The sequence below is a fragment of the Pseudomonas simiae genome (assembly GCF_900111895.1).
Classification (GTDB): Bacteria; Pseudomonadota; Gammaproteobacteria; order Pseudomonadales; family Pseudomonadaceae; genus Aquipseudomonas; species Aquipseudomonas simiae.
Map to the genome: position 1 here is coordinate 689980 of NZ_FOKB01000003.1, position 20323 is coordinate 710302.

At 59.4% G+C, this 20323-nt stretch carries 21 protein-coding genes and 1 pseudogene; 15 read left to right on the top strand and 7 right to left on the bottom strand.

Annotation, left to right across the window (positions count from 1 at the left end; translation table 11 throughout):
• Together BMZ57_RS13235 and BMZ57_RS13240 are read left to right on the top strand one after the other, a co-directional pair.
• Positions 1-432, top strand: coding sequence for an OsmC family protein (locus tag BMZ57_RS13235; protein ID WP_010207768.1), 432 nt, complete (start codon positions 1-3; stop codon positions 430-432).
• 235 nt (positions 433-667) lie between these two features.
• Complete coding sequence (locus tag BMZ57_RS13240; RefSeq protein WP_010207769.1) at positions 668-907, top strand: DUF1161 domain-containing protein; 240 nt, start codon at positions 668-670, stop codon at positions 905-907.
• Here the strand turns inward: BMZ57_RS13240 and BMZ57_RS13245 are convergent, their stop codons facing one another.
• Positions 908-1330, bottom strand: coding sequence for a PA0061/PA0062 family lipoprotein (locus BMZ57_RS13245; protein ID WP_010207770.1), 423 nt, complete (start codon positions 1328-1330; stop codon positions 908-910).
• A gap of 142 nt (positions 1331-1472) precedes the next feature.
• Between BMZ57_RS13245 and BMZ57_RS13250 the strand changes: the two genes are divergently transcribed.
• Positions 1473-2516: an aminopeptidase gene (locus tag BMZ57_RS13250; protein ID WP_069672982.1), complete on the top strand. Its 1044-nt coding sequence runs from the start codon at positions 1473-1475 to the stop codon at positions 2514-2516.
• Between the two features lie 86 nt (positions 2517-2602).
• Here the strand turns inward: BMZ57_RS13250 and BMZ57_RS13255 are convergent, their stop codons facing one another.
• A complete protein-coding gene (locus BMZ57_RS13255; RefSeq protein WP_010207772.1) occupies positions 2603-3262 on the bottom strand; it encodes an HAD family hydrolase in 660 nt (219 codons plus the stop codon).
• A complete protein-coding gene (locus BMZ57_RS13260; RefSeq protein WP_042571114.1) occupies positions 3259-3801 on the bottom strand; it encodes a gamma carbonic anhydrase family protein in 543 nt (180 codons plus the stop codon). The genes BMZ57_RS13255 and BMZ57_RS13260 overlap by 4 nt, the downstream gene beginning before the upstream one ends.
• Before the next feature lie 54 nt (positions 3802-3855).
• Between BMZ57_RS13260 and prlC the strand changes: the two genes are divergently transcribed.
• On the top strand, positions 3856-5955 hold the full coding sequence (gene prlC / locus BMZ57_RS13265; RefSeq protein ID WP_175439657.1) for an oligopeptidase A: 2100 nt from the start codon (positions 3856-3858) through the stop codon (positions 5953-5955).
• Positions 5952-6227, top strand: coding sequence for a YheV family putative zinc ribbon protein (locus BMZ57_RS13270; RefSeq protein ID WP_010207776.1), 276 nt, complete (start codon positions 5952-5954; stop codon positions 6225-6227). Before prlC ends, BMZ57_RS13270 begins: the two co-directional genes overlap by 4 nt.
• 35 nt (positions 6228-6262) lie before the next feature.
• Here the strand turns inward: BMZ57_RS13270 and BMZ57_RS13275 are convergent.
• Positions 6263-6439: pseudogene (locus tag BMZ57_RS13275) on the bottom strand (protein tyrosine phosphatase); the annotation flags it as partial.
• A gap of 221 nt (positions 6440-6660) precedes the next feature.
• Here BMZ57_RS13275 and BMZ57_RS13280 point away from each other — a divergent pair.
• The 3 genes from BMZ57_RS13280 to BMZ57_RS13290 are packed head-to-tail and all read left to right on the top strand — an operon-like array spanning position 6661 to position 10475.
• Positions 6661-7413: a gluconate 2-dehydrogenase subunit 3 family protein gene (locus tag BMZ57_RS13280; RefSeq protein WP_010207780.1), complete on the top strand. Its 753-nt coding sequence runs from the start codon at positions 6661-6663 to the stop codon at positions 7411-7413.
• Positions 7414-7415: 2 nt separating this feature from the next.
• On the top strand, positions 7416-9200 hold the full coding sequence (locus BMZ57_RS13285) for a GMC family oxidoreductase (protein WP_010207781.1): 1785 nt from the start codon (positions 7416-7418) through the stop codon (positions 9198-9200).
• A 12-nt stretch (positions 9201-9212) separates the two neighbouring features.
• Positions 9213-10475, top strand: a complete 1263-nt coding sequence (locus tag BMZ57_RS13290) for a cytochrome c (RefSeq protein ID WP_032882676.1) — start codon at positions 9213-9215, stop codon at positions 10473-10475.
• A 77-nt stretch (positions 10476-10552) separates the two neighbouring features.
• Here BMZ57_RS13290 and BMZ57_RS13295 read toward each other — a convergent pair whose 3' ends face one another.
• Positions 10553-10810, bottom strand: coding sequence for a hypothetical protein (locus BMZ57_RS13295; RefSeq protein WP_010207789.1), 258 nt, complete (start codon positions 10808-10810; stop codon positions 10553-10555).
• A 223-nt stretch (positions 10811-11033) separates the two neighbouring features.
• Here BMZ57_RS13295 and BMZ57_RS13300 point away from each other — a divergent pair, with 223 nt between their 5' ends.
• From BMZ57_RS13300 to BMZ57_RS13310, 3 genes are all read left to right on the top strand, one after another.
• Positions 11034-12092 (top strand): PA0069 family radical SAM protein, encoded by a 1059-nt coding sequence (locus BMZ57_RS13300; RefSeq protein ID WP_010207791.1) that lies wholly within the window; start codon positions 11034-11036, stop codon positions 12090-12092.
• Between the two features lie 227 nt (positions 12093-12319).
• Positions 12320-13051, top strand: a complete 732-nt coding sequence (locus BMZ57_RS13305; protein WP_010207792.1) for a carbonic anhydrase — start codon at positions 12320-12322, stop codon at positions 13049-13051.
• Between the two features lie 85 nt (positions 13052-13136).
• A complete protein-coding gene (locus tag BMZ57_RS13310) occupies positions 13137-14684 on the top strand; it encodes a SulP family inorganic anion transporter (RefSeq protein WP_010207793.1) in 1548 nt (515 codons plus the stop codon).
• 131 nt (positions 14685-14815) lie between these two features.
• On the opposite strand, the gene BMZ57_RS13315 is transcribed toward BMZ57_RS13310, so the two are convergent.
• On the bottom strand, positions 14816-15463 hold the full coding sequence (locus tag BMZ57_RS13315; protein WP_021491407.1) for a hypothetical protein: 648 nt from the start codon (positions 15461-15463) through the stop codon (positions 14816-14818).
• A 367-nt stretch (positions 15464-15830) separates the two neighbouring features.
• On the opposite strand from BMZ57_RS13315, the gene coxB reads away from it, so the two are divergent.
• The 4 genes from coxB to BMZ57_RS13335 are packed head-to-tail and all read left to right on the top strand — an operon-like array spanning position 15831 to position 20099.
• Positions 15831-16958, top strand: coding sequence for a cytochrome c oxidase subunit II (coxB, locus tag BMZ57_RS13320; protein WP_010207796.1), 1128 nt, complete (start codon positions 15831-15833; stop codon positions 16956-16958).
• A gap of 58 nt (positions 16959-17016) precedes the next feature.
• Positions 17017-18603 carry a cytochrome c oxidase subunit I gene (gene ctaD / locus BMZ57_RS13325; protein ID WP_010207801.1) on the top strand — a complete coding sequence of 529 codons (1587 nt, stop codon included), beginning with the start codon at positions 17017-17019 and terminating at the stop codon, positions 18601-18603.
• A 21-nt stretch (positions 18604-18624) separates the two neighbouring features.
• Positions 18625-19176: a cytochrome c oxidase assembly protein gene (locus BMZ57_RS13330; protein WP_010207802.1), complete on the top strand. Its 552-nt coding sequence runs from the start codon at positions 18625-18627 to the stop codon at positions 19174-19176.
• Positions 19177-19211: 35 nt separating this feature from the next.
• A complete protein-coding gene (locus tag BMZ57_RS13335; RefSeq protein ID WP_010207803.1) occupies positions 19212-20099 on the top strand; it encodes a cytochrome c oxidase subunit 3 in 888 nt (295 codons plus the stop codon).
• A gap of 6 nt (positions 20100-20105) precedes the next feature.
• Here the strand turns inward: BMZ57_RS13335 and BMZ57_RS13340 are convergent, their stop codons facing one another.
• Positions 20106-20309, bottom strand: coding sequence for a twin transmembrane helix small protein (locus BMZ57_RS13340; RefSeq protein ID WP_010207805.1), 204 nt, complete (start codon positions 20307-20309; stop codon positions 20106-20108).
• Positions 20310-20323 lie beyond the last annotated feature (14 nt).

The following is a 20323-nucleotide window of genomic DNA, read 5'->3' on the forward strand; positions in this document are numbered from 1 at the left end:
ATGAGTATCGTTAAAAAAGCATCCGCGCATTGGGAAGGTGACCTGAAGACGGGCTTGGGTTCTATTTCCACGGAAACCGGTGTGCTACGTGAAGCGCCTTACGGCTTCAAGGCGCGTTTCGAGGGTGGCAAAGGCACCAACCCGGAAGAACTGATCGGTGCAGCCCACGCGGGCTGTTTCTCCATGGCCTTTTCCATGATTCTTGGCGATGCCGGGCTCAAGGCTGACAGCATCGACACCCAGGCCGAAGTAACCCTCGACCAGGTCGACGGTGGCTTCGCGATCACCGCCGTGCACCTGATCCTCAAGGCCAAGATCCCTGGCGCGAGCCAGGCGCAGTTCGACGAGTTGAGCAAGAAAGCCAAGGAAGGGTGCCCGGTGTCCAAGGTACTGAATGCGAAAATCAGCCTGGATGCCACGCTCGTAAACTGACGCCCCTGTAGCGATAGGCGCCGGCTTTTGTCGGAGCTGGCTTGCCTGCGAACGCATCACCTCGACGTCATTGCGAAACCGAGGCGACGCACCGCGGGCAAGTCCTGCTCCCACAGAGGTGTGTTCAGACATTTAGTTATGCGTTAAATCAGAACTCGTATTTCACCGATGTGGTCCTATAGCCTATGCAGTCTAGGCGCACATCCGTGCGCAGTGCATTCAGGGAGCTTCACACATGAAACGTTTTGCCTTGGCGATCATCTGCGGTGTATTGGCCACTTCGGCCGTGGCCGCTCCAAAAGATTGTGAAGAGCTCAGGAAAGAGATCGAGGTCAAGATCCAGGCGAATGCGGTTCCTTCGTACACCCTGGAAATCGTCAGCAAGGAAGAAGCCGACAAACACGACAGCGCCATGGTCGTCGGCAGCTGTGAGAACGGCACCAAGGCCATCGTCTACCAGAAGAACAACGACTGATCAGATGCAGTTGACGCTGCGTTCTTCCGCGAGCAACTGACGCGCCGAGTCGTACAGCCGGATATTCGGCGTGAAGGCCAGCGAGCGGCCTTCCAGCACATAGCGCTGGCCGGCCTGGAAGTGATCGTATTCCAGGGTCATGAAGCAAGTGCGGTACATCATCTGGCTCAGCCCACCCAGCCCGCCGCCTGCCGGGACTTCAAAGTCGAAACGCACCATCAGTTCGTGATGGCCGGGCGGGAATTGGAAGAAACGTCCGTCAGCCAGGTTCTTGCCGTCCAGACGCTGCGCCATGACCAGCTTGGAGCCCGGTGTCGGCGTGGTGAAATCGACCCAGGCTTGCTGCGGGTCCACCGGTGGTACGGGCGTTGTGGTGCAGGCACCGAGAAACAGGGCGGCGACGGGAAGCAAGAGCTGGCGCATGGCAGGCACTCAATGGGAAGGAAGTATTGAGCCTGGCGCCGACGGCAACAGACTCCCTATGAGTATAAACACGTCATGCCATGGAAAAATTCCACACAGGCGCGATAGTCTGGCGAGCAAATTACCCAGGAGCGGTCGGGGCATGGTCAGGCGTTTTCTTCCAGGGTTGTTGGTTGTGCTGCTCAGCGGCTGCTCCAGTGTCAGTTATTACGGTCAGTTGGCCAGCGGTCAGTGGCAATTGCTGCGGGCTCGTGAGCCGGTGGCGCAGGTGATTGCCGACCCCACACGCCCTGCGTTATTGCGCGAGCACCTGGTGCAATCTCAGCGGGCGCGCACGTTCGCCAGTGAACATCTGCACCTGCCCGACAACCAGAGTTACAAGTTGTACGCCGATATCGGCCGGCCCTATGTGGTCTGGAATGTCTTCGCCACGCAGGAATTTTCCCTGTCCCCCGAAACCCATTGCTTCCCCATTGCCGGTTGTGTGGCCTATCGCGGCTACTACAACCAGGGCGCGGCGCGTGGCGAGGCAGCGTTGTTGAAGCAGCGGGGTATGGACGTGTCGATAGGTGGCGTTGAGGCTTACTCCACCTTGGGCTGGTTCAATGACCCGATCATGAATTCGATGATGAACTGGGGCGATGAGCGCCTGGCCACGCTGATCTTCCATGAGCTGGCGCACCAGCGTTTCTATGTGAAGGACGACACCGAATTCAACGAGTCGTTTGCCAATTTCGTTGAGCAGGAAGGTGCACGCCAATGGCGCGCTGCGCGGGGGCTGGCGCCAGATAGCCTGTCGACGTCCAAGCAACGTGATCAGTTTATCCAACTGGTCCTCGATACCCGTCGACGCTTGGAAACGCTCTACGCCCAGCCGTTGGCTAAGGATGCGATGCGTCAGGCCAAGGCGGCTCAGTTCGAGCGTTTGCGCGCCGATTATCGACACCTGCGTGATAACCAATGGGGCGGGGATAAGCGTTATGACGCCTGGATAAACCAGCCCATGAACAATGCGCGGTTGTTACCGTTTGGGTTGTATGACCAGTGGGTACCGGCGTTTGCGGCGTTGTTTGCGCAGGAAGGTGGGGATTGGGTGCGGTTTTATGCGGCGGTGGAGAAGCTGGGCGGGTTGCCGGTGGAGCAGCGCAAGGCGGCGTTGAAACAGTTGGAAGGTGCCGGGCTTTAGGGCCTCATCGCAGACAAGCCAGCTCCCACATTGGTCCTGGGTACACCGGTCAAAATGTAGGGGCTGGCGTGCCTGCGAAAGCTATCTCAAGAACGCTGCATAAACGCCTGGTGCATCTCGGCCAATGTCTCAAAATGCCAGGTTGGCGCCTCGGCATTCAACTCTTCAAAACTGCCAAAACCGTACCCCACCGCTGCCGAATCCAGCCCATTGCTGTGCGCACCGATCAGGTCATGCTTGCGGTCACCAATCATCAGGGTGGTGGCCGGGTCCAGGCCTTCCTCGCTCATCAGGTGGGCGATCAGTTCGACTTTGTTGGTGCGCGTGCCGTCCAGTTCGCTGCCGTAGATGACCTTGAAGTGCTTGGCGAAATCGAAGTGCCGGGCGATCTCGCGAGCGAACACCCAAGGCTTGGACGTCGCGACGTAGAGCTGGCGTCCCTGGCCGCTCAAGTCCTCCAGCAACGGCATCACGCCCTCGAACACGCGGTTCTCATACAGGCCGGTCACTTTGAAACGCTCGCGGTAGAAATTCACCGCCTCCCACGCCTTGGCTTCATCAAAACCGTAGAACTGCATGAACGCTTGCAGCAACGGCGGGCCGATGAAATGTTCCAGCTGGGTCAAGTCCGGCTCGTCGATCCCCAGTTTGCCGAGGGCATATTGGATCGAACGGGTAATGCCCTCGCGCGGGTCAGTGAGGGTACCGTCCAGGTCGAACAGCACGGTTTGGTAATGCAGAGTCATCGGTCGAATCCTTCAGCCAGGTGCAGGTCTTTGAGCTTCACGTAGTTCGCGGCGCTGTAGGTGAAAAAGGCGCGTTCCTTGTCAGTCAGCGGGCGGATTTGTTTAACCGGGCTGCCTACATACAAGAAGCCGCTTTCGAGTTTCTTGCCGGGCGGCACCAGGCTGCCGGCGCCGATGATCACGTCGTCTTCCACCACCGCCCCGTCCATCACGGTGCTGCCCATGCCGATCAGGATGCGATTGCCCACAGTGCAGCCATGCAGCATGACCTTGTGGGCGATGGTCACATCGTCGCCGATCAGCAGTGGGAAGCCATCCGGATTGAAGGGACCCGCGTGGGTGATGTGCAGCACGCAGCCATCCTGCACGCTGGTGCGTGCACCGATGCGGATGCGGTGCATGTCGCCGCGAATCACGGTCAGCGGCCAGACCGAGCTGTCGACGCCGATTTCGACATCGCCGATCACCACCGCCGAAATATCGACAAAAGCCCCGGCGCCCAGGGTTGGCGTATGGTTTTGGTAGGTGCGAAGGGTCACGATAGCCTCTCTCTCTTCTGCTGATAGCTGCGGTGGGCGTTGATTGTAATTAAGATGGCCCCATCTTTGTTCTTACCTATTTCTTCAGCCAAGGTGCCAACCGTGAGCGCGAACAACCCGCTTCTGCAGTCCTACGACCTGCCGCCGTTCTCGGCGATCCGTGCCGAGCACGTCCAGCCGGCCATCGAACAGATCCTCGCCGACAACCGTGTCGCCATCGAAGGCATCCTGCAAAGCCAGGGTAAACATCCGACGTGGGCCGGGCTGGTCCTGGCGATGGATGAACTGAATGACCGCCTGGGTGCCGCCTGGAGCCCGGTCAGCCACCTCAATGCCGTGTGCAACAGCGCCGAACTGCGCGAAGCCTACGAAGGCTGCCTGCCGGCGTTGAGTGCTTACTCCACCGAGATGGGCCAGAACCGCGAATTGTTCCAGGCTTTCGAAGCCTTGGCCAACAGCCCGGAAGCCGCCGGTTTCGACGTGGCGCAAAAAACCATCCTGGAACACGCCCTGCGTGATTTCCGCCTGTCGGGTATCGATTTGCCGCCGGAGCAGCAAAAGCGTTACGCCGAAGTGCAGAGCAAACTGTCCGAGTTGGGCAGCAAATTTTCCAACCAGTTGCTGGATGCCACCCAGGCCTGGACCAAACACGTTACCGACGAAGCCACCCTCGCCGGCCTGACCGATTCGGCCAAGGCGCAAATGGCGGCCGCCGCACAGGCCAAAGGCCTCGACGGCTGGCTGATCACCCTGGAATTCCCCAGCTACTACGCGGTGATGACCTACGCCCAGGATCGCGCCCTGCGTGAAGAAGTCTACGCGGCCTACTGTACCCGTGCGTCGGACCAAGGCCCGAATGCCGGTCAGAATGATAATGGTCCGGTCATGGAACAGATCCTCGACCTGCGTCAGGAACTGGCCAAGCTGCTGGGGTATGCGTCGTTCTCCGAACTGAGCCTGGCCACCAAAATGGCCGAGTCCAGCGATCAGGTGCTGAACTTCCTGCGCGACCTGGCCAAGCGCAGCAAGCCGTTTGCCGCCCAGGACCTGCAACAGCTCAAGGCCTATGCCGCCGAACAAGGCTGCGCGGACCTGCAAAGCTGGGACAGCGGTTTCTACGGCGAAAAACTTCGTGAGCAACGCTACAGCGTTTCCCAGGAGGCCCTGCGCGCCTACTTCCCGATCGACAAAGTATTGGGCGGCCTGTTTGCCATCGTGCAGCGCCTGTACGGCATCGAAATCGCCGAGCAGAAAGGCTTCGACACCTGGCACCCGGATGTCCGCCTGTTTGAAATCAAGGAAAACGGCCAGCACGTCGGCCGCTTCTTCTTCGACCTCTATGCCCGCGCCAACAAGCGTGGCGGTGCCTGGATGGACGGCGCCCGCGATCGTCGTCGCACGATCGATGGCGTGCTGCAAAGCCCGGTGGCCAACCTGGTGTGCAACTTCACCCCGGCCGACAGTGGCAAGCCTGCCCTGCTGACCCACGATGAAGTCACCACGCTGTTCCACGAGTTCGGCCACGGCCTGCACCACCTGTTGACCCGTGTTGAACATGCTGGCGTGTCGGGCATCAATGGCGTGGCCTGGGATGCGGTGGAATTGCCGAGCCAGTTCATGGAGAACTGGTGCTGGGAGCCGGAAGGCCTGGCGCTGATCTCCGGTCACTACGAAACCGGCGAGCCACTGCCCCAGGACTTGTTGGAAAAAATGCTTGCGGCGAAAAACTTCCAGTCTGGTTTGATGATGGTGCGTCAGCTGGAGTTCTCGCTGTTCGACTTTGAACTGCACGCCACCCACGGTGATGGCCGCAGCGTGGCGCAAGTGCTGGAAGGCGTGCGCGATGAGGTGTCGGTGATGCGTCCACCGGCCTACAACCGTTTTCCGAACAGCTTCGCGCACATCTTCGCCGGTGGTTACGCCGCGGGTTACTACAGCTATAAGTGGGCCGAAGTGCTGTCGGCGGATGCCTTCTCCAAGTTTGAAGAAGAGGGCGTGCTCAACGCTGAGACTGGCCGCGCCTTCCGCGAGGCAATCCTGGCGCGTGGCGGTTCTCAGGAGCCGATGGTGCTGTTCGTCGACTTCCGCGGACGTGCGCCGTCGATTGACGCACTCTTGCGCCACAGCGGCCTGAGTGAGGACGCGGCAGCATGAGTGAAGGGCCTGTGATTACTAAAAAGCAATTTATCGCCGGGGCGGTCTGCCCGGCGTGCAGCGAGCCGGACAAGTTGAAGATGTGGACCGAGGACAACGTGCCGCATCGCGAGTGCGTGGCCTGCGGTTACACCGACACGCTGAATGACCAAGGGTTGTCGGTCCCCAAGGAATTGGGCACACGGGTGAACACGTCGGCGTTGAAAGCGCCTGCGGACCCCAAGGTGCAGGCGGTGCAGTTCTTTCCTAACCCGAAGCTGAAAAAAGACTAACGGATGGCCCACTGCAGGAGCCGGCAAGCCGGCTCCTACTGTTGTTTCTCTTCTTTTCCCGTTGTCGTGATCCAGTCCCTCATCGCGCTCAACGCAAACGCGCTGATGCTGCAATCGCCATTCCCCAAAGTCGTGCGCAATTTGTCGACATCGGCTCCCATCATGTAGCGAACACCATCCTTGAAGCCATTGCTGGGGCCGAAGACCGGCAGCCCTTGATTCTTGAGCATTGTTGACATGGCCGAGCAGGAGCTCGGTGAATGGCACTCAGGTTGGGGCCCGTCAAAGGACTGTGAATACTCAGTCTTTAGTCGCTGAAACGCTTTTCCTGATACATAGCCTGCTATCATTTGTAACTATTGATTTCTTAAAAAGCCAAATCGCTCACTAGAAGCCGGCTGATAAACCCGTGACCACATGATGAGGTGCCACCATGTCTGATCAAGATCAAGACAACCCCCGGCGTGACTTTCTGCGCAAATCCTTGACCTTGATCCCGGTGGTCACGGTTGCCAGCACCGGCCTTGGCGGCTCGATGCTGATGGCGACGCCTGAGCCGGCCCAGGCCGCGCCCGTCCAGCCTGCAGCCAGCGAAAAGGCCTACGAGCCAACTTATTTCACGGCTGAGGAGTGGACGTTTATCAATGCCGCCGTCGCGCAATTGATCCCCGCCGATGCCCAAGGCCCAGGCGCTCTGGAAGCGGGTGCGCCGGAATACATCGACCGCCAGATGAACACGCCTTACGCCAGCGGAGCCCTGTGGTTCATGCAAGGCCCATTCAACGCCGATGCGCCGCCGGAGATGGGGTGGCAGAGCAAATTGGTGCCCAAGGAGATCTATCGCCTGGGCATTGCCGCGACGGATGCATGGTCGAAAGCGTTCAACGGCAAAGTTTTTGCTGCGCAAGACAGCGCTACCCGAGACGACATGTTACGTCGTCTGGAGGCGGGCGGCAGTGAGGTGACGGCGCATTTCGAGGCGGTGCCACCAAAGCTGTTCTTCAACCTGTTGCTGCAAAACACCAAGGAAGGCTTCTTCTGCGACCCGATCCACGGCGGCAACAAAGGCATGGTCGGCTGGACCATGATCGGTTTTCCCGGCGCCCGCGCCGATTTCATGGACTGGGTTGAACGCAACGAGCAATACCCCTTCCCGGCAGTTTCCATCCGCGGCGAGAGGGCATAAACGTGGCGACCATTATGAAGAAAGTGGATGCAGTGATCGTAGGCTTCGGCTGGACCGGCGCGATCATGGCCAAGGAGCTGACAGAAGCAGGCCTCAACGTGGTAGCGCTGGAGCGCGGTCCTATGCAGGACACTTACCCCGACGGCAACTATCCCCAGGTCATCGACGAATTGACCTACAGCGTGCGTAAAAAACTCTTCCAGGACATCTCCAAGGAGACAGTGACCATTCGCCATAGCGTGAATGACGTTGCCCTGCCCAACCGTCAGCTGGGCGCATTTCTGCCGGGCAATGGGGTGGGCGGAGCGGGCCTGCACTGGTCCGGCGTGCATTTCCGTGTCGACCCGATCGAGTTGCGCATGCGCAGCCACTATGAAGAACGCTACGGCAAACACTTCATTCCCAAGGACATGACCATCCAGGACTTCGGCGTGAGCTACGAAGAGCTGGAACCGTTTTTCGACTACGCGGAAAAAGTCTTCGGCACCTCTGGACAGGCTTGGACCGTAAAAGGGCAATTGGTAGGCGAAGGCCGTGGCGGTAACCCGTATGCGCCGGATCGCTCCAACCCTTTCCCGCTGGAGTCGCAGAAAAACACCGTCTCCGCACAGCTGTTTCAGAAAGCGGCTGCCGAGGTGGGTTACAAACCCTACAACCTGCCCTCAGCCAACACTTCGGGGCCTTACACCAATCCCTATGGCGCCCAGATGGGGCCGTGCAATTTTTGTGGTTTTTGCAGCGGCTACGTCTGCTACATGTATTCCAAGGCATCGCCGAACGTGAACATCCTGCCGGCGTTGCGCCAGGTGCCGAACTTTGAACTGCGGCCCAATTCCCACGTGCTCAAGGTCAACCTCGACAGCACCAAGAGCAAGGCCACTGGCGTGACGTACATCGACGCCCAGGGCCGGGAATGCGAGCAACCAGCGGAGTTGGTGATCCTCGGCGCATTCCAGTTCCACAATGTGCGCTTGATGCTGCTCTCCGGTATCGGCAAGCCCTACGACCCGATCACCAACGAGGGCGTGGTGGGCAGAAACTTCGCCTACCAGAACATGGCCACCATCAAGGCGTTCTTCGACAAGGACACCCACACCAACAACTTCATCGGCGCCGGCGGCAATGGCGTGGCCATCGATGATTTCAACGCCGACAACTTCGACCACGGGCCCCATGGCTTTGTGGGCGGTTCGCCGATGTGGGTCAACCAGGCCGGCAGTCGACCGATTGCCGGTACGTCCAACCCGCCGGGCACCCCGGCGTGGGGCAGCGCCTGGAAGCGCGCCACCGCCGATTACTACACCCACCAGGTGTCGATGGATGCCCACGGTGCCCATCAGTCCTACCGGGGTAACTACCTGGATCTGGACCCGGTGTACCGCGATGCCTACGGCCAGCCGTTGCTGCGGATGACGTTCGATTGGCAGGAAAACGACATCAAGATGAACCGCTTCATGGTCGAGAAAATGGGCAAGGTCGCTGAAGCGATGAACCCCAAGGCAATTGCTGTGCTCGGCAAAAAAGTCGGCGAACACTTCAACACGGCGTCGTACCAGACCACCCACCTCAACGGTGGCGCGATCATGGGCACCGACCCGAAAACCAGTGCATTGAATCGCTACCTGCAGTGCTGGGATGTGCACAACGTGTTTGTCCCAGGTGCATCCGCTTTCCCACAAGGCTTGGGCTACAACCCTACAGGCCTGGTGGCGGCGTTGACCTACTGGTCGGCGCGGGCGATCCGCGAGCAGTACCTGAAAAACCCCGGCCCACTGGTTCAGGCATAAGGAGCGATGACCATGAAAGCACTTGTTATCGCGACCTTCGCGCTTTTCAGCAGTTGCTCTGTCAGCGCCGCTGAAACTGACTTGATCAAGCAAGGTGAATACCTGGCCCGCGCGGGTGACTGCGTGGCCTGCCACACCGCGAAGGGTGGAAAACCGTTTGCCGGTGGCCTGCCAATGGAAACCCCCATTGGCGTGATCTATTCCACCAACATCACCCCGGACAAGACCGGCCTGGGCGACTACAGCTTCGAAGACTTCGACAAGGCTGTGCGCCATGGCGTCGCCAAGAGCGGTAGTACGCTCTACCCGGCGATGCCCTACCCGTCTTACGCACGTGTCAGCGACAGCGATATGCAGGCGTTGTACGCGTACTTCATGAAGGGGGTGGAACCCGTCGCTCAAGAGAACAAGGACAGTGACATTCCGTGGCCCTTGAGCATGCGCTGGCCGTTGGCGGCATGGCGCTGGATGTTTGCGCCTGCCGTCGAGGAGCATCAGGCGCAAGCCGTCGTCGACCCGGTGATCAGCCGGGGTGCCTACCTGGTGGAGGGCCTTGGCCATTGCGGTGCGTGCCATACGCCACGGGCGTTGACCATGCAGGAAAAAGCCCTGAGTGCCACTGACGGCAACGCCTTCCTGGCCGGCAGCGCGCCGCTCGAAGGCTGGATCGCGAAAAGCCTGCGTGGCGATCACAAGGACGGCCTCGGTAGCTGGAGCGAGGAGCAACTGGTGCAGTTCCTCAAGACCGGCCGCAGTGACCGCAGCGCAGTATTTGGTGGCATGAGCGACGTTGTCGTCCACAGCATGCAGTACATGTCGGAAAATGACCTGACGGCTATCGCCCGTTACCTCAAGAGTTTACCGGCGGTGGACCCCAAGGACTCACCGCACACGTATGACAAGCAAGTGGCCGAGGCCTTGTGGAAAGGCGACGACAGCCAGCGGGGCGCCTCGGTGTATATCGACAACTGCGCGGCCTGCCACCGTACCGACGGCCATGGCTACACACGGGTGTTCCCAGCGCTGGCGGGCAACCCGGTGTTGCAGACGGCGGATGCCACGTCATTGATCAATATCGTGTTGAACGGTGGTACCTTGCCGGCCACTCACACGGCACCGTCCACGTTCACCATGCCGGCATTCGCTTGGCGCCTGTCGGATCAGGAAGTGGCTGATGTTGTCAGTTTTGTCCGGGGCAGCTGGGGTAATACAGGTGGCGCAATCAGTGCTGCTCAAGTTGCAGACATACGTAAAAAATCGGGCGATAAGAATTAACTAAAGTTAGAGTGGGAAGCCCAACTTATAGGTTATTGATATAAGTTGGGCGGCTGTAGTTAGTCGGTGTAATTAGTTTAATTCCGAGTTTTCTGGCAGGTCATTGCAAACGCGTTGGCCATGGTCAGAAAAAATGCCTTGTCCTCGTCGTCAAAGTCGCCGTCATTGTCCAGGTCCGTTGGCGATGATGTGGTGTCGTAGTGGCCGTCTTTCCTGGATGAAGAGGCGTACATGGCGTACGAAAGAACCCCATTGTTAAAACGTTCGAGCAACACTTCAGGGCTGTTATCTTTTTCAAAATCCTCACACGTTAAGCGCAGTTCGTCCTGAGACATATAGAGGTCCTTCTGGTTGGTTACTAAGTTGAGACTGGATCATAGTTGCAGAACAAAAGTTTAATCCACGACTCAAGTGTGGCGATTTATGTCGTGAAAGTTCGTATGTAATACGGTGCGTTTTCAGCTGTCAGGAGATGGCCTCGAAACTTCCCGCTCGACGGTGCTGGCGCGAAATGCCAGGTTCAAATACTGTATGTGGATACAGTATAGAGGTATGCCCATGAGTTCTCTCCTGCCGCCCCGTGGCCGAGGCACGGCCACCAACCTGCATAACCGCTTTGCGCCTACGGTGAGCGTGGCCGAGGACGATGGTTGGTTTCAGGAAGTGCCACCGACCCAGGGCACTGAAGTGCGTATCGAGACGGCCAAGAGCATCATCACCCGCAACAACTCGCCGGACCTGCCGTTTGATCGTTCGATCAACCCCTACCGTGGCTGCGAGCATGGCTGCATCTACTGCTATGCGCGGCCCAGCCATGCTTATTGGGATATGTCACCGGGGTTGGATTTCGAAACCAAACTGATCGCCAAGACCAACGCCGCCGATGTGTTGGAGCAGCAACTGTCGAAGCCGGGTTATGTGTGCGCGCCGATCAATCTGGGGTCCAATACCGACCCGTACCAGCCGATCGAGCGCGAGTACAAGATCACCCGGCAAATCCTGGAAGTGCTGCTGCGCTATCGCCACCCGGTGACCATTATCACCAAGGGATCGCTGATTTTGCGCGATCTGGACCTGCTCACTGAGTTGGCGCGCCAGCGGCTGGTGGCCGTGATGATCAGCCTCACCAGCCTGGACGACGAACTCAAGCGCATCCTGGAGCCACGCACGGCGGCGCCCAAGGCGCGGTTGCGGGCGATTCGGGTGATGCGTGAGGCGGGGGTTCCGGTGGGCGTGTTGTGTTCGCCCATGATCCCGATGATCAACGACAGTGAATTGGAGAGTCTGCTGACCGAGGCCCATGCCGCTGGCGCGCAAAGTGCCGCGTACATGATGCTGCGCCTGCCGCTGGAGGTGGCACCGCTGTTCGAGGAGTGGCTGGCGGCGCATTACCCGCAGCGCGCGACCCATGTGATGAGCCTGGTGCGCCAGGTGCGTGGTGGTGAAGTGTATGACAGCCGCTTTGGCGTGCGCATGCGGGGTGAAGGGCCGTTTGCCGACTTGCTGGCTCAACGCTTCAGTAAAGCGATCAAGCGTCTTGGTCTTGATCGGCGGGAAGGTTTTAATCTGGATTGCACGGCCTTTTGCCCTCCGGGCAGACAGATGGCTTTGTTGTAAACTGAAGAGGTGAAACGCGAAACTCCTGTAGGAATGGTCGCGTTTTGATATCACTGAAACCCGCGATCTAGAGCGGTTCATTCAGTTTGAGTTAAGTTTCGACGGTTACCTTGTTCAGCGACTGACTGATGAGTCGGCGCTCTGGCCTCTGGCGTATTACAACTTTTCCATTGGCTAAGCGTCGAACTGACCTGAAAACTCCCCTGCATTAATCAAGAGGATGAATCATGAGTGACAAGGATAAACAGCCGTTGGCTGCGTCGGCTTCTGCCTCTTCGGTGGCTGAAACCGCCGATGCAGCGCTAAAGCATATCGTTGACGGCTTTTTGCATTTCCATCACGACGTCTTCCCCCAGCAGGAAGAGCTCTTCAAAAAACTTGCCACGGCTCAGAGCCCACGGGCGATGTTCATTACCTGTGCCGACTCGCGCATCGTGCCCGAGCTGATCACCCAAAGTTCGCCTGGCGACCTGTTCGTGACGCGTAACGTCGGCAACGTGGTGCCGCCTTACGGCCAGATGAACGGCGGTGTGTCCACGGCCATCGAGTACGCGGTACTGGCCTTGGGCGTACAGCACATCATCGTCTGCGGGCACTCCGATTGCGGCGCCATGCGCGCGGTACTCAACCCCGACAGCCTGGAGAAGATGCCGACGGTCAAAGCCTGGTTGCGGCATGCCGAGGTCGCCAAGACCATGGTCCATGACAATTGCGACTGCGCCAACGAAGGCGAGAGCATGAAGGTGCTGACCGAAGAAAACGTCATCGCCCAGCTGCAACATTTGCGCACCCACCCCTCCGTGGCTTCGCGCATGGCCAACGGTCATTTATTTATTCATGGTTGGATCTACAACATCGAGACCAGTGAAATCCGGGCCTACGATGCGGACCAGTCTGCGTTCCGCCCATTGAGCGGCGACGGGCCGATTCCTTCCGCGACGCCTAAAGCGCGCTTCTAAAACACTTCCCTGCCGGGTAAAGCGGTGGCTGCCATGGACGCAGCCAGGCTTTGCCGCGCCCGGTAAATGCCTCGGGAGAGTCATCATGCGTGCTGCTCAATTGAAAGCTGTACTGCCACGGGAGCTGCTCGCCTCTGTGGTTGTGTTTCTGGTCGCCCTGCCGCTGTGCATGGGGATCGCGATTGCCTCAGGCATGCCCCCGGCCAAGGGCTTGATCACCGGAATCATCGGTGGCCTGGTGGTGGGTTGGTTGGCAGGCTCGCCGCTGCAGGTCAGTGGCCCGGCGGCGGGCCTGGCGGTGTTGGTGTTCGAGCTGGTGCGCCAGCACGGCATGCTGATGCTCGGGCCGATCCTGTTGTTGGCGGGTTTCCTGCAACTGGTGGCCGGGCGTTTGCGCCTGGGCTGCTGGTTCCGCGTCACGGCGCCGGCGGTGGTGTACGGTATGCTGGCGGGGATTGGCGTATTGATTGTGTTATCCCAGATTCACGTGATGCTCGACGGCGCGCCCAAGCCTTCTGGGCTGGATAACCTGACGGGGTTCCCAGCGGCGTTGGCCGAGGCGATTCCTATCCTGGGCGGCGGCCTGGGTTGGCAGGCGGGATTGCTCGGTTTGTCGACGATGCTGGTGATGTACGCCTGGGACAAATTACGCCCGCAACGCCTGCGCTTTGTGCCGGGTGCCTTGTTGGGTGTAGGCCTGACCACGGTGGTCAGCCTGGTGCTGGCGTTGCAGGTCAAACGCGTGGAAGTCCCGGAAAACCTCGCCGACGCTATCGACTGGCTGCGTCCCAGCGACCTGCTCAACCTCGCTGACCCCCAGTTGCTGATTGCCGCCTTCGCCGTGGCGTTTATCGCGAGCGCCGAAACCCTGCTCTCCGCCGCGGCGGTCGACCGCATGCACAGTGGTCAGCGTTCTGATTTCGATAAGGAGTTGTCCGCCCAGGGTGTCGGTAACATGCTCTGTGGTCTGCTTGGTGCCTTGCCGATGACTGGAGTGATCGTGCGTAGCTCGGCCAACGTGCAGGCCGGTGCGACCACGCGTTTGTCGGCGATGTTCCACGGGCTGTGGCTGCTGGCGTTCGTGCTGTTGCTGTCGAGTGTGCTGCAAAGCATTCCGGTGGCGAGCCTGGCGGGTGTGTTGGTGTACACCGGGATCAAGCTGGTGGACATCAAGGCGTTCAAGGCACTGGGGCGCTATGGGCGGATGCCGATGTTTACCTACGCAGCCACGGCGTTGGCGATCATCTTTACCGACCTGCTGACCGGTGTATTGGTGGGCTTTGGTTTGACGTTGGTCAAGCTGGCGTTCAAGGCTTCGCGGCTCAAGGTCAGCTTGATCGACTTGCCCCAGGAAGGAGAGATGGAGCTGCGTCTGACGGGGGCGGCGACCTTCCTGAAGGTGCCGGCGTTGACCCAGGTGCTCTCGACGGTACCTGCGGGCAGCACCGTGCACGTGCCGTTGAGCAACTTGAGTTACATCGACCATTCCTGCCTGGAGCTACTGGAAGAATGGGGGCGGGCCAATGCGGCCAAGGGCTCGACGCTGGTGATCGAAGCGCGCGGGTTGAAGCGCCGGTTGGAAGGTCGGGTGCGGACGACGACGGGGATAGGTTCGGCGCCGTCTGTGAGCTGACGAAACCGGATCAAAAATGTGGGAGCGGGCTTGCTCGCGAATGCAGGGTGTCAGTCACCGGAAATGTTGACTGAGTCACCGCATTCGCGAGCAAGCCCGCTCCCACGTGGGTTTTGTATTAGATCGAAGATCTAGGCGGGCTGATCCAACGCCAACTCAACCCCCAACTGCCGCGACAGGCACGGCCAGCGTTTCCACGCGGCTTCTGTGTCCGGGCTCTTCAGCTGTTCGCGATAGGCTTCGACCGACTCCAGCGCAAAGCTGTCTTCGTTGAGCATTTCATCCACGGCGTGGTGTACCGCTTCATCCAACTGGTTGGCGAAGGCTTCGCCGATCAGTTGGTGGGCGATGACATTAGCGACAGTCGTGTCGGCCGGAATCAATGGCTGGCCAAAATGCTTGATATAGAGATCGTTCACCTCTTCCACCAATCGATGCGCCAGGTAGGCCTCGTCCAGCAGGCCGTCGAGCCCTTCGTGGCCGGCGAGGATGGCGGGCGGTTGCAGGAAGAAATGCTCGGCGATCTTCAGCACCGGCTTGATCTGGCTTTCGATACCCGCTTCGCGGGCCACGTCGTTGGCGGCGTCGAGTAAATCGGGGACGAGATCGATGTAGGCGGTGACAAAGCGGGTCATGACAATGTGGCGATCACCGTCAGCCAGGGAGATGGCCGAATGCAGGTGCGGCAATTGTTTTTCCAGTTGCTGGGCAAGCTGGCCTGTGCTGGCTTCGTGTTGATGGGCACGGGAAATCTGCTCGCGCAATGCGGCGGTGTTCATGAAAGCTCCAGTGATGCAGGTGTAGGAAAAGGGAGAGGATAAGGTAGCTCGTTTATACGAGCGTCTAAGACGCATTTGTCATAATTATTTCATGGTTATGCGCCACCGTTATATCGAATTGCCATCGTTCGTCGGATAAACGATTCCGCTCCCGGTTTTATTGGCTATTTCCGGTCATTTCTACTCATTTGCCCCTACGCATTGCAGGGTTGCAGAGCGTGTCTATACTCGGGTTTGTACGCGATTAGCTGATGACGCCAGACTGCATAAGCAGGCAAGGCCAGGCGGTTGTAAGCAGTATGGAAGCCGCTCCCTTCGACGCAGGTGCAAACCGGCGGGATAACAAGAACGATAAGGGGAACCCGCAATGATGCGACATCCACACGTTTGGATGGGCCTCCTGTTGTGGTCGGTATTCGGCCAGGCACATGCCGCCTGGACAACGAATATGGCGCCAGGGGCGACAGAAGTCAGTCACGCTGTGTTCGACCTGCACATGACCATTTTCTGGATCTGTGTGGTGATCGGCATCATCGTGTTTGGCGCGATGTTCTGGTCGATGATCCTTCATCGCCGGTCCACGGGCCAGGTCGCGGCCAAGTTCCACGAGAGCACCACCGTGGAAATCCTCTGGACCGTCGTGCCCTTGTTGATCCTGATCGCGATGGCCATTCCTGCGACCAAGACCTTGATTAATATCTACGACAGCAGTGAGTCGGATATCGATATCCAGGTCACCGGCTACCAGTGGAAGTGGCATTACAAATACCTGGGCCAGGACGTGGAGTTCTTCAGCAACCTGGCCACGCCTGCCGAGCAGATCCACAACCAGGCGACCAAAGGTGAACACTACCTGCTGGAAGTCGACCAGCCCCTGGTATTGCCAGTGGGCGCCAAGGTGCGCTTTCTGGTGACGGCCGCCGACGTGATCCACTCCTGGTGGGTGCCGGCCTTTGCGGTCAAGCGCGACGCCATTCCCGGTTTCGTCAATGAGGCCTGGACCCGCGTTGAGAAACCCGGCATCTACCGTGGCCAGTGCGCCGAACTGTGCGGCAAGGACCACGGTTTCATGCCCATTGTGGTCGAGGTCAAGTCCAAGGCCGATTACGAGACCTGGCTTGGCGAGCGCAAGGCAGAGGCCGCCAAGCTCAAGGAGCTGACCTCTAAAGAGTGGACGTTGGAAGAGTTGGTGGCCCGTGGCGACAAGGTCTACCACACCACCTGCGTGGCCTGTCACCAGGCCGAAGGCCAGGGCCTGCCGCCGATGTTCCCGGCGCTCAAGGGCTCGAAGATCGCCACCGGCCCCGCAGCTGATCACCTGAGCATTGTCTACCACGGCAAGCCCGGCACCGCGATGGCGGCCTTTGGCAAACAGCTCTCGGAAGTGGATATCGCTGCCGTAGTGACCTACGAGCGCAATGCCTGGGGCAACAACAAAGGCGACATGGTCACGCCTAAAGACGTGCTGGCCATCAAGCAGGCGGAAAGCAAATGACTTACCTCAAGGCGTCTACCTCGACCCGCCCCGCCCACTCGCTTGCAGGAGAACGGCCATGAGCGCTGTGATCGATGACCATGGTCACGCCGACCATGCCCACGGCCCCGCCAAGGGGTTGATGCGCTGGGTGCTGACCACCAACCACAAAGACATCGGCACCCTGTACCTGTGGTTCGCTTTTGCCATGTTCCTGCTCGGCGGCTCATTTGCCATGGTGATCCGGGCCGAGTTGTTCCAGCCAGGCCTGCAGATTGTGCAGCCGGCGTTCTTCAACCAGATGACCACCATGCACGGGCTGATCATGGTGTTCGGCGCGGTGATGCCAGCGTTTGTAGGCCTGGCCAATTGGATGATCCCGTTGATGATCGGCGCGCCCGACATGGCCCTGCCGCGCATGAACAACTTCAGCTTCTGGCTGTTACCGGCGGCGTTCCTGCTGTTGGTCTCAACGCTGTTCACGCCGGGCGGTGGGCCGAACTTCGGCTGGACCTTCTACGCCCCGCTCTCGACCACCTATGCGCCGGAAAGCGTGACGTTCTTCATCTTCGCGATCCACCTGATGGGCATCAGCTCGATCATGGGCGCGATCAATGTGGTCGCCACCATTCTCAACCTGCGCGCCCCCGGCATGACGTTGATGAAAATGCCGCTGTTTGTCTGGACCTGGCTGATCACCGCATTCCTGCTGATTGCGGTCATGCCGGTGCTGGCCGGTTGCGTGACCATGATGCTGATGGATATCCACTTCGGCACCAGCTTCTTCAGTGCCGCTGGCGGCGGTGACCCGGTGCTGTTCCAGCACGTGTTCTGGTTCTTCGGCCATCCCGAGGTGTACATCATGATCCTGCCGGCCTTTGGCGCCGTCAGCTCGATCATCCCGACCTTCTCGCGCAAGCCGCTGTTCGGCTACACCTCGATGGTCTACGCCACGGCGAGTATCGCGTTCCTCTCGTTCATCGTGTGGGCGCACCACATGTTTGTGGTGGGCATCCCGCTGGTGGGCGAGCTGTTCTTCATGTACGCCACGTTGCTGATCGCCGTGCCCACGGGGGTGAAGGTGTTCAACTGGGTCAGCACCATGTGGCAAGGCTCGCTGACCTTCGAGACGCCGATGCTGTTTGCCGTGGCCTTTGTGATCCTGTTCACCATCGGTGGGTTCTCCGGGCTGATGCTGGCGATTGCTCCGGCGGACTTCCAGTACCACGACACCTATTTCGTGGTGGCGCATTTCCATTACGTACTGGTGCCCGGTGCGATCTTCGGCATCTTCGCTTCGGCCTACTACTGGCTGCCGAAATGGACTGGCCACATGTACGACGAAACCCTGGGCAAGCTGCACTTCTGGCTGTCTTTCGTGGGCATGAACATGGCGTTTTTCCCGATGCACTTCGTCGGGCTGGCGGGTATGCCGCGGCGGGTGCCGGACTACAACCTGCAGTTCGCCGACTTCAACATGGTCTCGTCGGTCGGCGCGTTCATGTTCGGCGCCACGCAGATCTTCTTCCTGTTCATTGTGATCAAGTGCATCCGTGGCGGTACGCCCGCGCCGGCCAAGCCTTGGGATGGCGCTGAAGGCCTGGAGTGGAGCATCCCTTCGCCTGCGCCGTACCACACGTTCACCACGCCACCGGAGGTCAAATGAACAGGACGATGGGAGGCTGCCATGGCTGAGTCCTTGCCCACCAAGCGCCTGGTCACGCGGCTGCTGATCCTGGTGGTGGCGATGTTCGCCTTCGGCTTTGCACTGGTGCCGATCTACGACGTGATGTGCAAGGCATTCGGCATCAACGGCAAGACGGCCGGGCAGTACGAGGGCGAGCAGATCGTCGATTCCTCGCGCCAGGTGCGAGTGCAGTTTTTGTCCACCAACGCCATCGACATGGTCTGGGATTTTTATGCCAAGGCTGACGAGGTAGTCGTTAACCCGGGCGCGGTGACCGAGATGCTGTTCGTGGCGCACAACCCTACCGATAAGCCAATGACTGCCCAGGCCGTCCCCAGTATTTCCCCGGCCGAAGCGGCGATGTACTTCCACAAGACCGAGTGCTTTTGCTTCACCCAGCAAGTGCTGCAACCGGGCCAACGCATCGAGATGCCGGTGCGTTTTATCGTCGACCGCGACATGCCCAAGGATGTGAAGCATCTGACCCTGGCGTACACGCTGTTCGACATCACTGCGCGCCAACCGCCGGTGGCTGTCCACAGCGGCGGCTAGCTACTGTTTGCCCCCTCAATCAGGAGAGCGAATACATGTCGTCTCATGATACGTACTACGTACCAGCACAAAGCAAATGGCCAATAATTGCCACGTTTGGCCTGTTGATCACGGTGTACGGGTTGGGTCTGTGGTTCAACGACCTCAAGGCCGCGCGCGCGGAATCCCACGGCCCGTGGATCTTTTTCGTCGGCGGGCTGTTGCTGGCTTACATGCTGTTCGGCTGGTTCGGCGCGGTGATCAAGGAAAGCCGTGCCGGTTTGTACAGTTCGCAGATGGACCGCTCGTTCCGCTGGGGCATGACCTGGTTCATCTTTTCCGAGGTGATGTTCTTTATCGCATTCTTCGGTGCGCTTTTTTATGTACGGCACATGTCCGGTCCGTGGCTGGGTGGCGAGGGCCACAAGGGCATTGCGCACATGCTGTGGCCGAACTTCGAATTTGCCTGGCCGTTGCTGAACAACCCCGATCCGAAGATGTACCCGGCACCGGAAGGCACCATCAGCCCCTGGGGCCTGCCGCTGGTGAACACCATCCTGCTGGTGAGCTCCAGCGTGACCATCACCATTGCCCACCATGCGCTGCGCAAAGGTCATCGCGGCGCGCTGAAAATTTGGTTGGCGATCACCGTGCTGTTGGGCCTGGCATTCCTCGGGTTCCAGGCTGAGGAATACATCCACGCCTACAAAGAGCTGGGCCTGACCCTGGGCTCCGGCGTGTACGGTGCGACGTTCTTCATGCTCACCGGCTTCCACGGCGCCCACGTCACCATTGGCACCGTTATTTTGTTCGTGATGCTGATGCGCATCCTCAAGGGGCATTTCAATGCCGAGCACCAGTTCGGTTTCGAGGCGGCCAGTTGGTATTGGCACTTTGTGGATGTGGTGTGGATCGGGCTGTTTTTCTTCGTCTATGTGCTGTGAGGCGCCCTACCACGGCGCATGAGAAACCAGTTGGCCGCTGAAAAAGCCCCAGGCGATCAGCGCCACGGTGATCACGGCCAGCACGACACGCACGGTCAAGGCAGTGACGAGGCGGTTGGAGTTGCCCTCGTCCTTGGCCAGGAAGAACAAGCCACTGAACAGGCTCACAACGGTCGCGATCAGCATCAGGGCAATAGCGGCTTTGAGCATGGTCTGGCTCCAAT

Coding starts and splice junctions, on each gene's coding strand:
- BMZ57_RS13240 (WP_010207769.1), top strand. CDS start 668: ATGAAACGTTTTGCCTTGGCGATCATCTGCGGTGTATTGGCCACTTCG.
- BMZ57_RS13305 (WP_010207792.1), top strand. CDS start 12,320: ATGAGTGACAAGGATAAACAGCCGTTGGCTGCGTCGGCTTCTGCCTCT.
- BMZ57_RS13270 (WP_010207776.1), top strand. CDS start 5,952: ATGAGTGAAGGGCCTGTGATTACTAAAAAGCAATTTATCGCCGGGGCG.
- BMZ57_RS13335 (WP_010207803.1), top strand. CDS start 19,212: ATGTCGTCTCATGATACGTACTACGTACCAGCACAAAGCAAATGGCCA.
- BMZ57_RS13280 (WP_010207780.1), top strand. CDS start 6,661: ATGTCTGATCAAGATCAAGACAACCCCCGGCGTGACTTTCTGCGCAAA.
- BMZ57_RS13295 (WP_010207789.1), bottom strand. CDS start 10,810: ATGTCTCAGGACGAACTGCGCTTAACGTGTGAGGATTTTGAAAAAGAT.
- BMZ57_RS13330 (WP_010207802.1), top strand. CDS start 18,625: ATGGCTGAGTCCTTGCCCACCAAGCGCCTGGTCACGCGGCTGCTGATC.
- BMZ57_RS13290 (WP_032882676.1), top strand. CDS start 9,213: ATGAAAGCACTTGTTATCGCGACCTTCGCGCTTTTCAGCAGTTGCTCT.
- coxB (WP_010207796.1), top strand. CDS start 15,831: ATGATGCGACATCCACACGTTTGGATGGGCCTCCTGTTGTGGTCGGTA.
- prlC (WP_175439657.1), top strand. CDS start 3,856: ATGGCCCCATCTTTGTTCTTACCTATTTCTTCAGCCAAGGTGCCAACC.
- BMZ57_RS13340 (WP_010207805.1), bottom strand. CDS start 20,309: ATGCTCAAAGCCGCTATTGCCCTGATGCTGATCGCGACCGTTGTGAGC.
- BMZ57_RS13235 (WP_010207768.1), top strand. CDS start 1: ATGAGTATCGTTAAAAAAGCATCCGCGCATTGGGAAGGTGACCTGAAG.
- BMZ57_RS13245 (WP_010207770.1), bottom strand. CDS start 1,330: ATGCGCCAGCTCTTGCTTCCCGTCGCCGCCCTGTTTCTCGGTGCCTGC.
- BMZ57_RS13310 (WP_010207793.1), top strand. CDS start 13,137: ATGCGTGCTGCTCAATTGAAAGCTGTACTGCCACGGGAGCTGCTCGCC.
- BMZ57_RS13300 (WP_010207791.1), top strand. CDS start 11,034: ATGAGTTCTCTCCTGCCGCCCCGTGGCCGAGGCACGGCCACCAACCTG.
- BMZ57_RS13315 (WP_021491407.1), bottom strand. CDS start 15,463: ATGAACACCGCCGCATTGCGCGAGCAGATTTCCCGTGCCCATCAACAC.
- ctaD (WP_010207801.1), top strand. CDS start 17,017: ATGAGCGCTGTGATCGATGACCATGGTCACGCCGACCATGCCCACGGC.
- BMZ57_RS13250 (WP_069672982.1), top strand. CDS start 1,473: ATGGTCAGGCGTTTTCTTCCAGGGTTGTTGGTTGTGCTGCTCAGCGGC.
- BMZ57_RS13255 (WP_010207772.1), bottom strand. CDS start 3,262: ATGACTCTGCATTACCAAACCGTGCTGTTCGACCTGGACGGTACCCTC.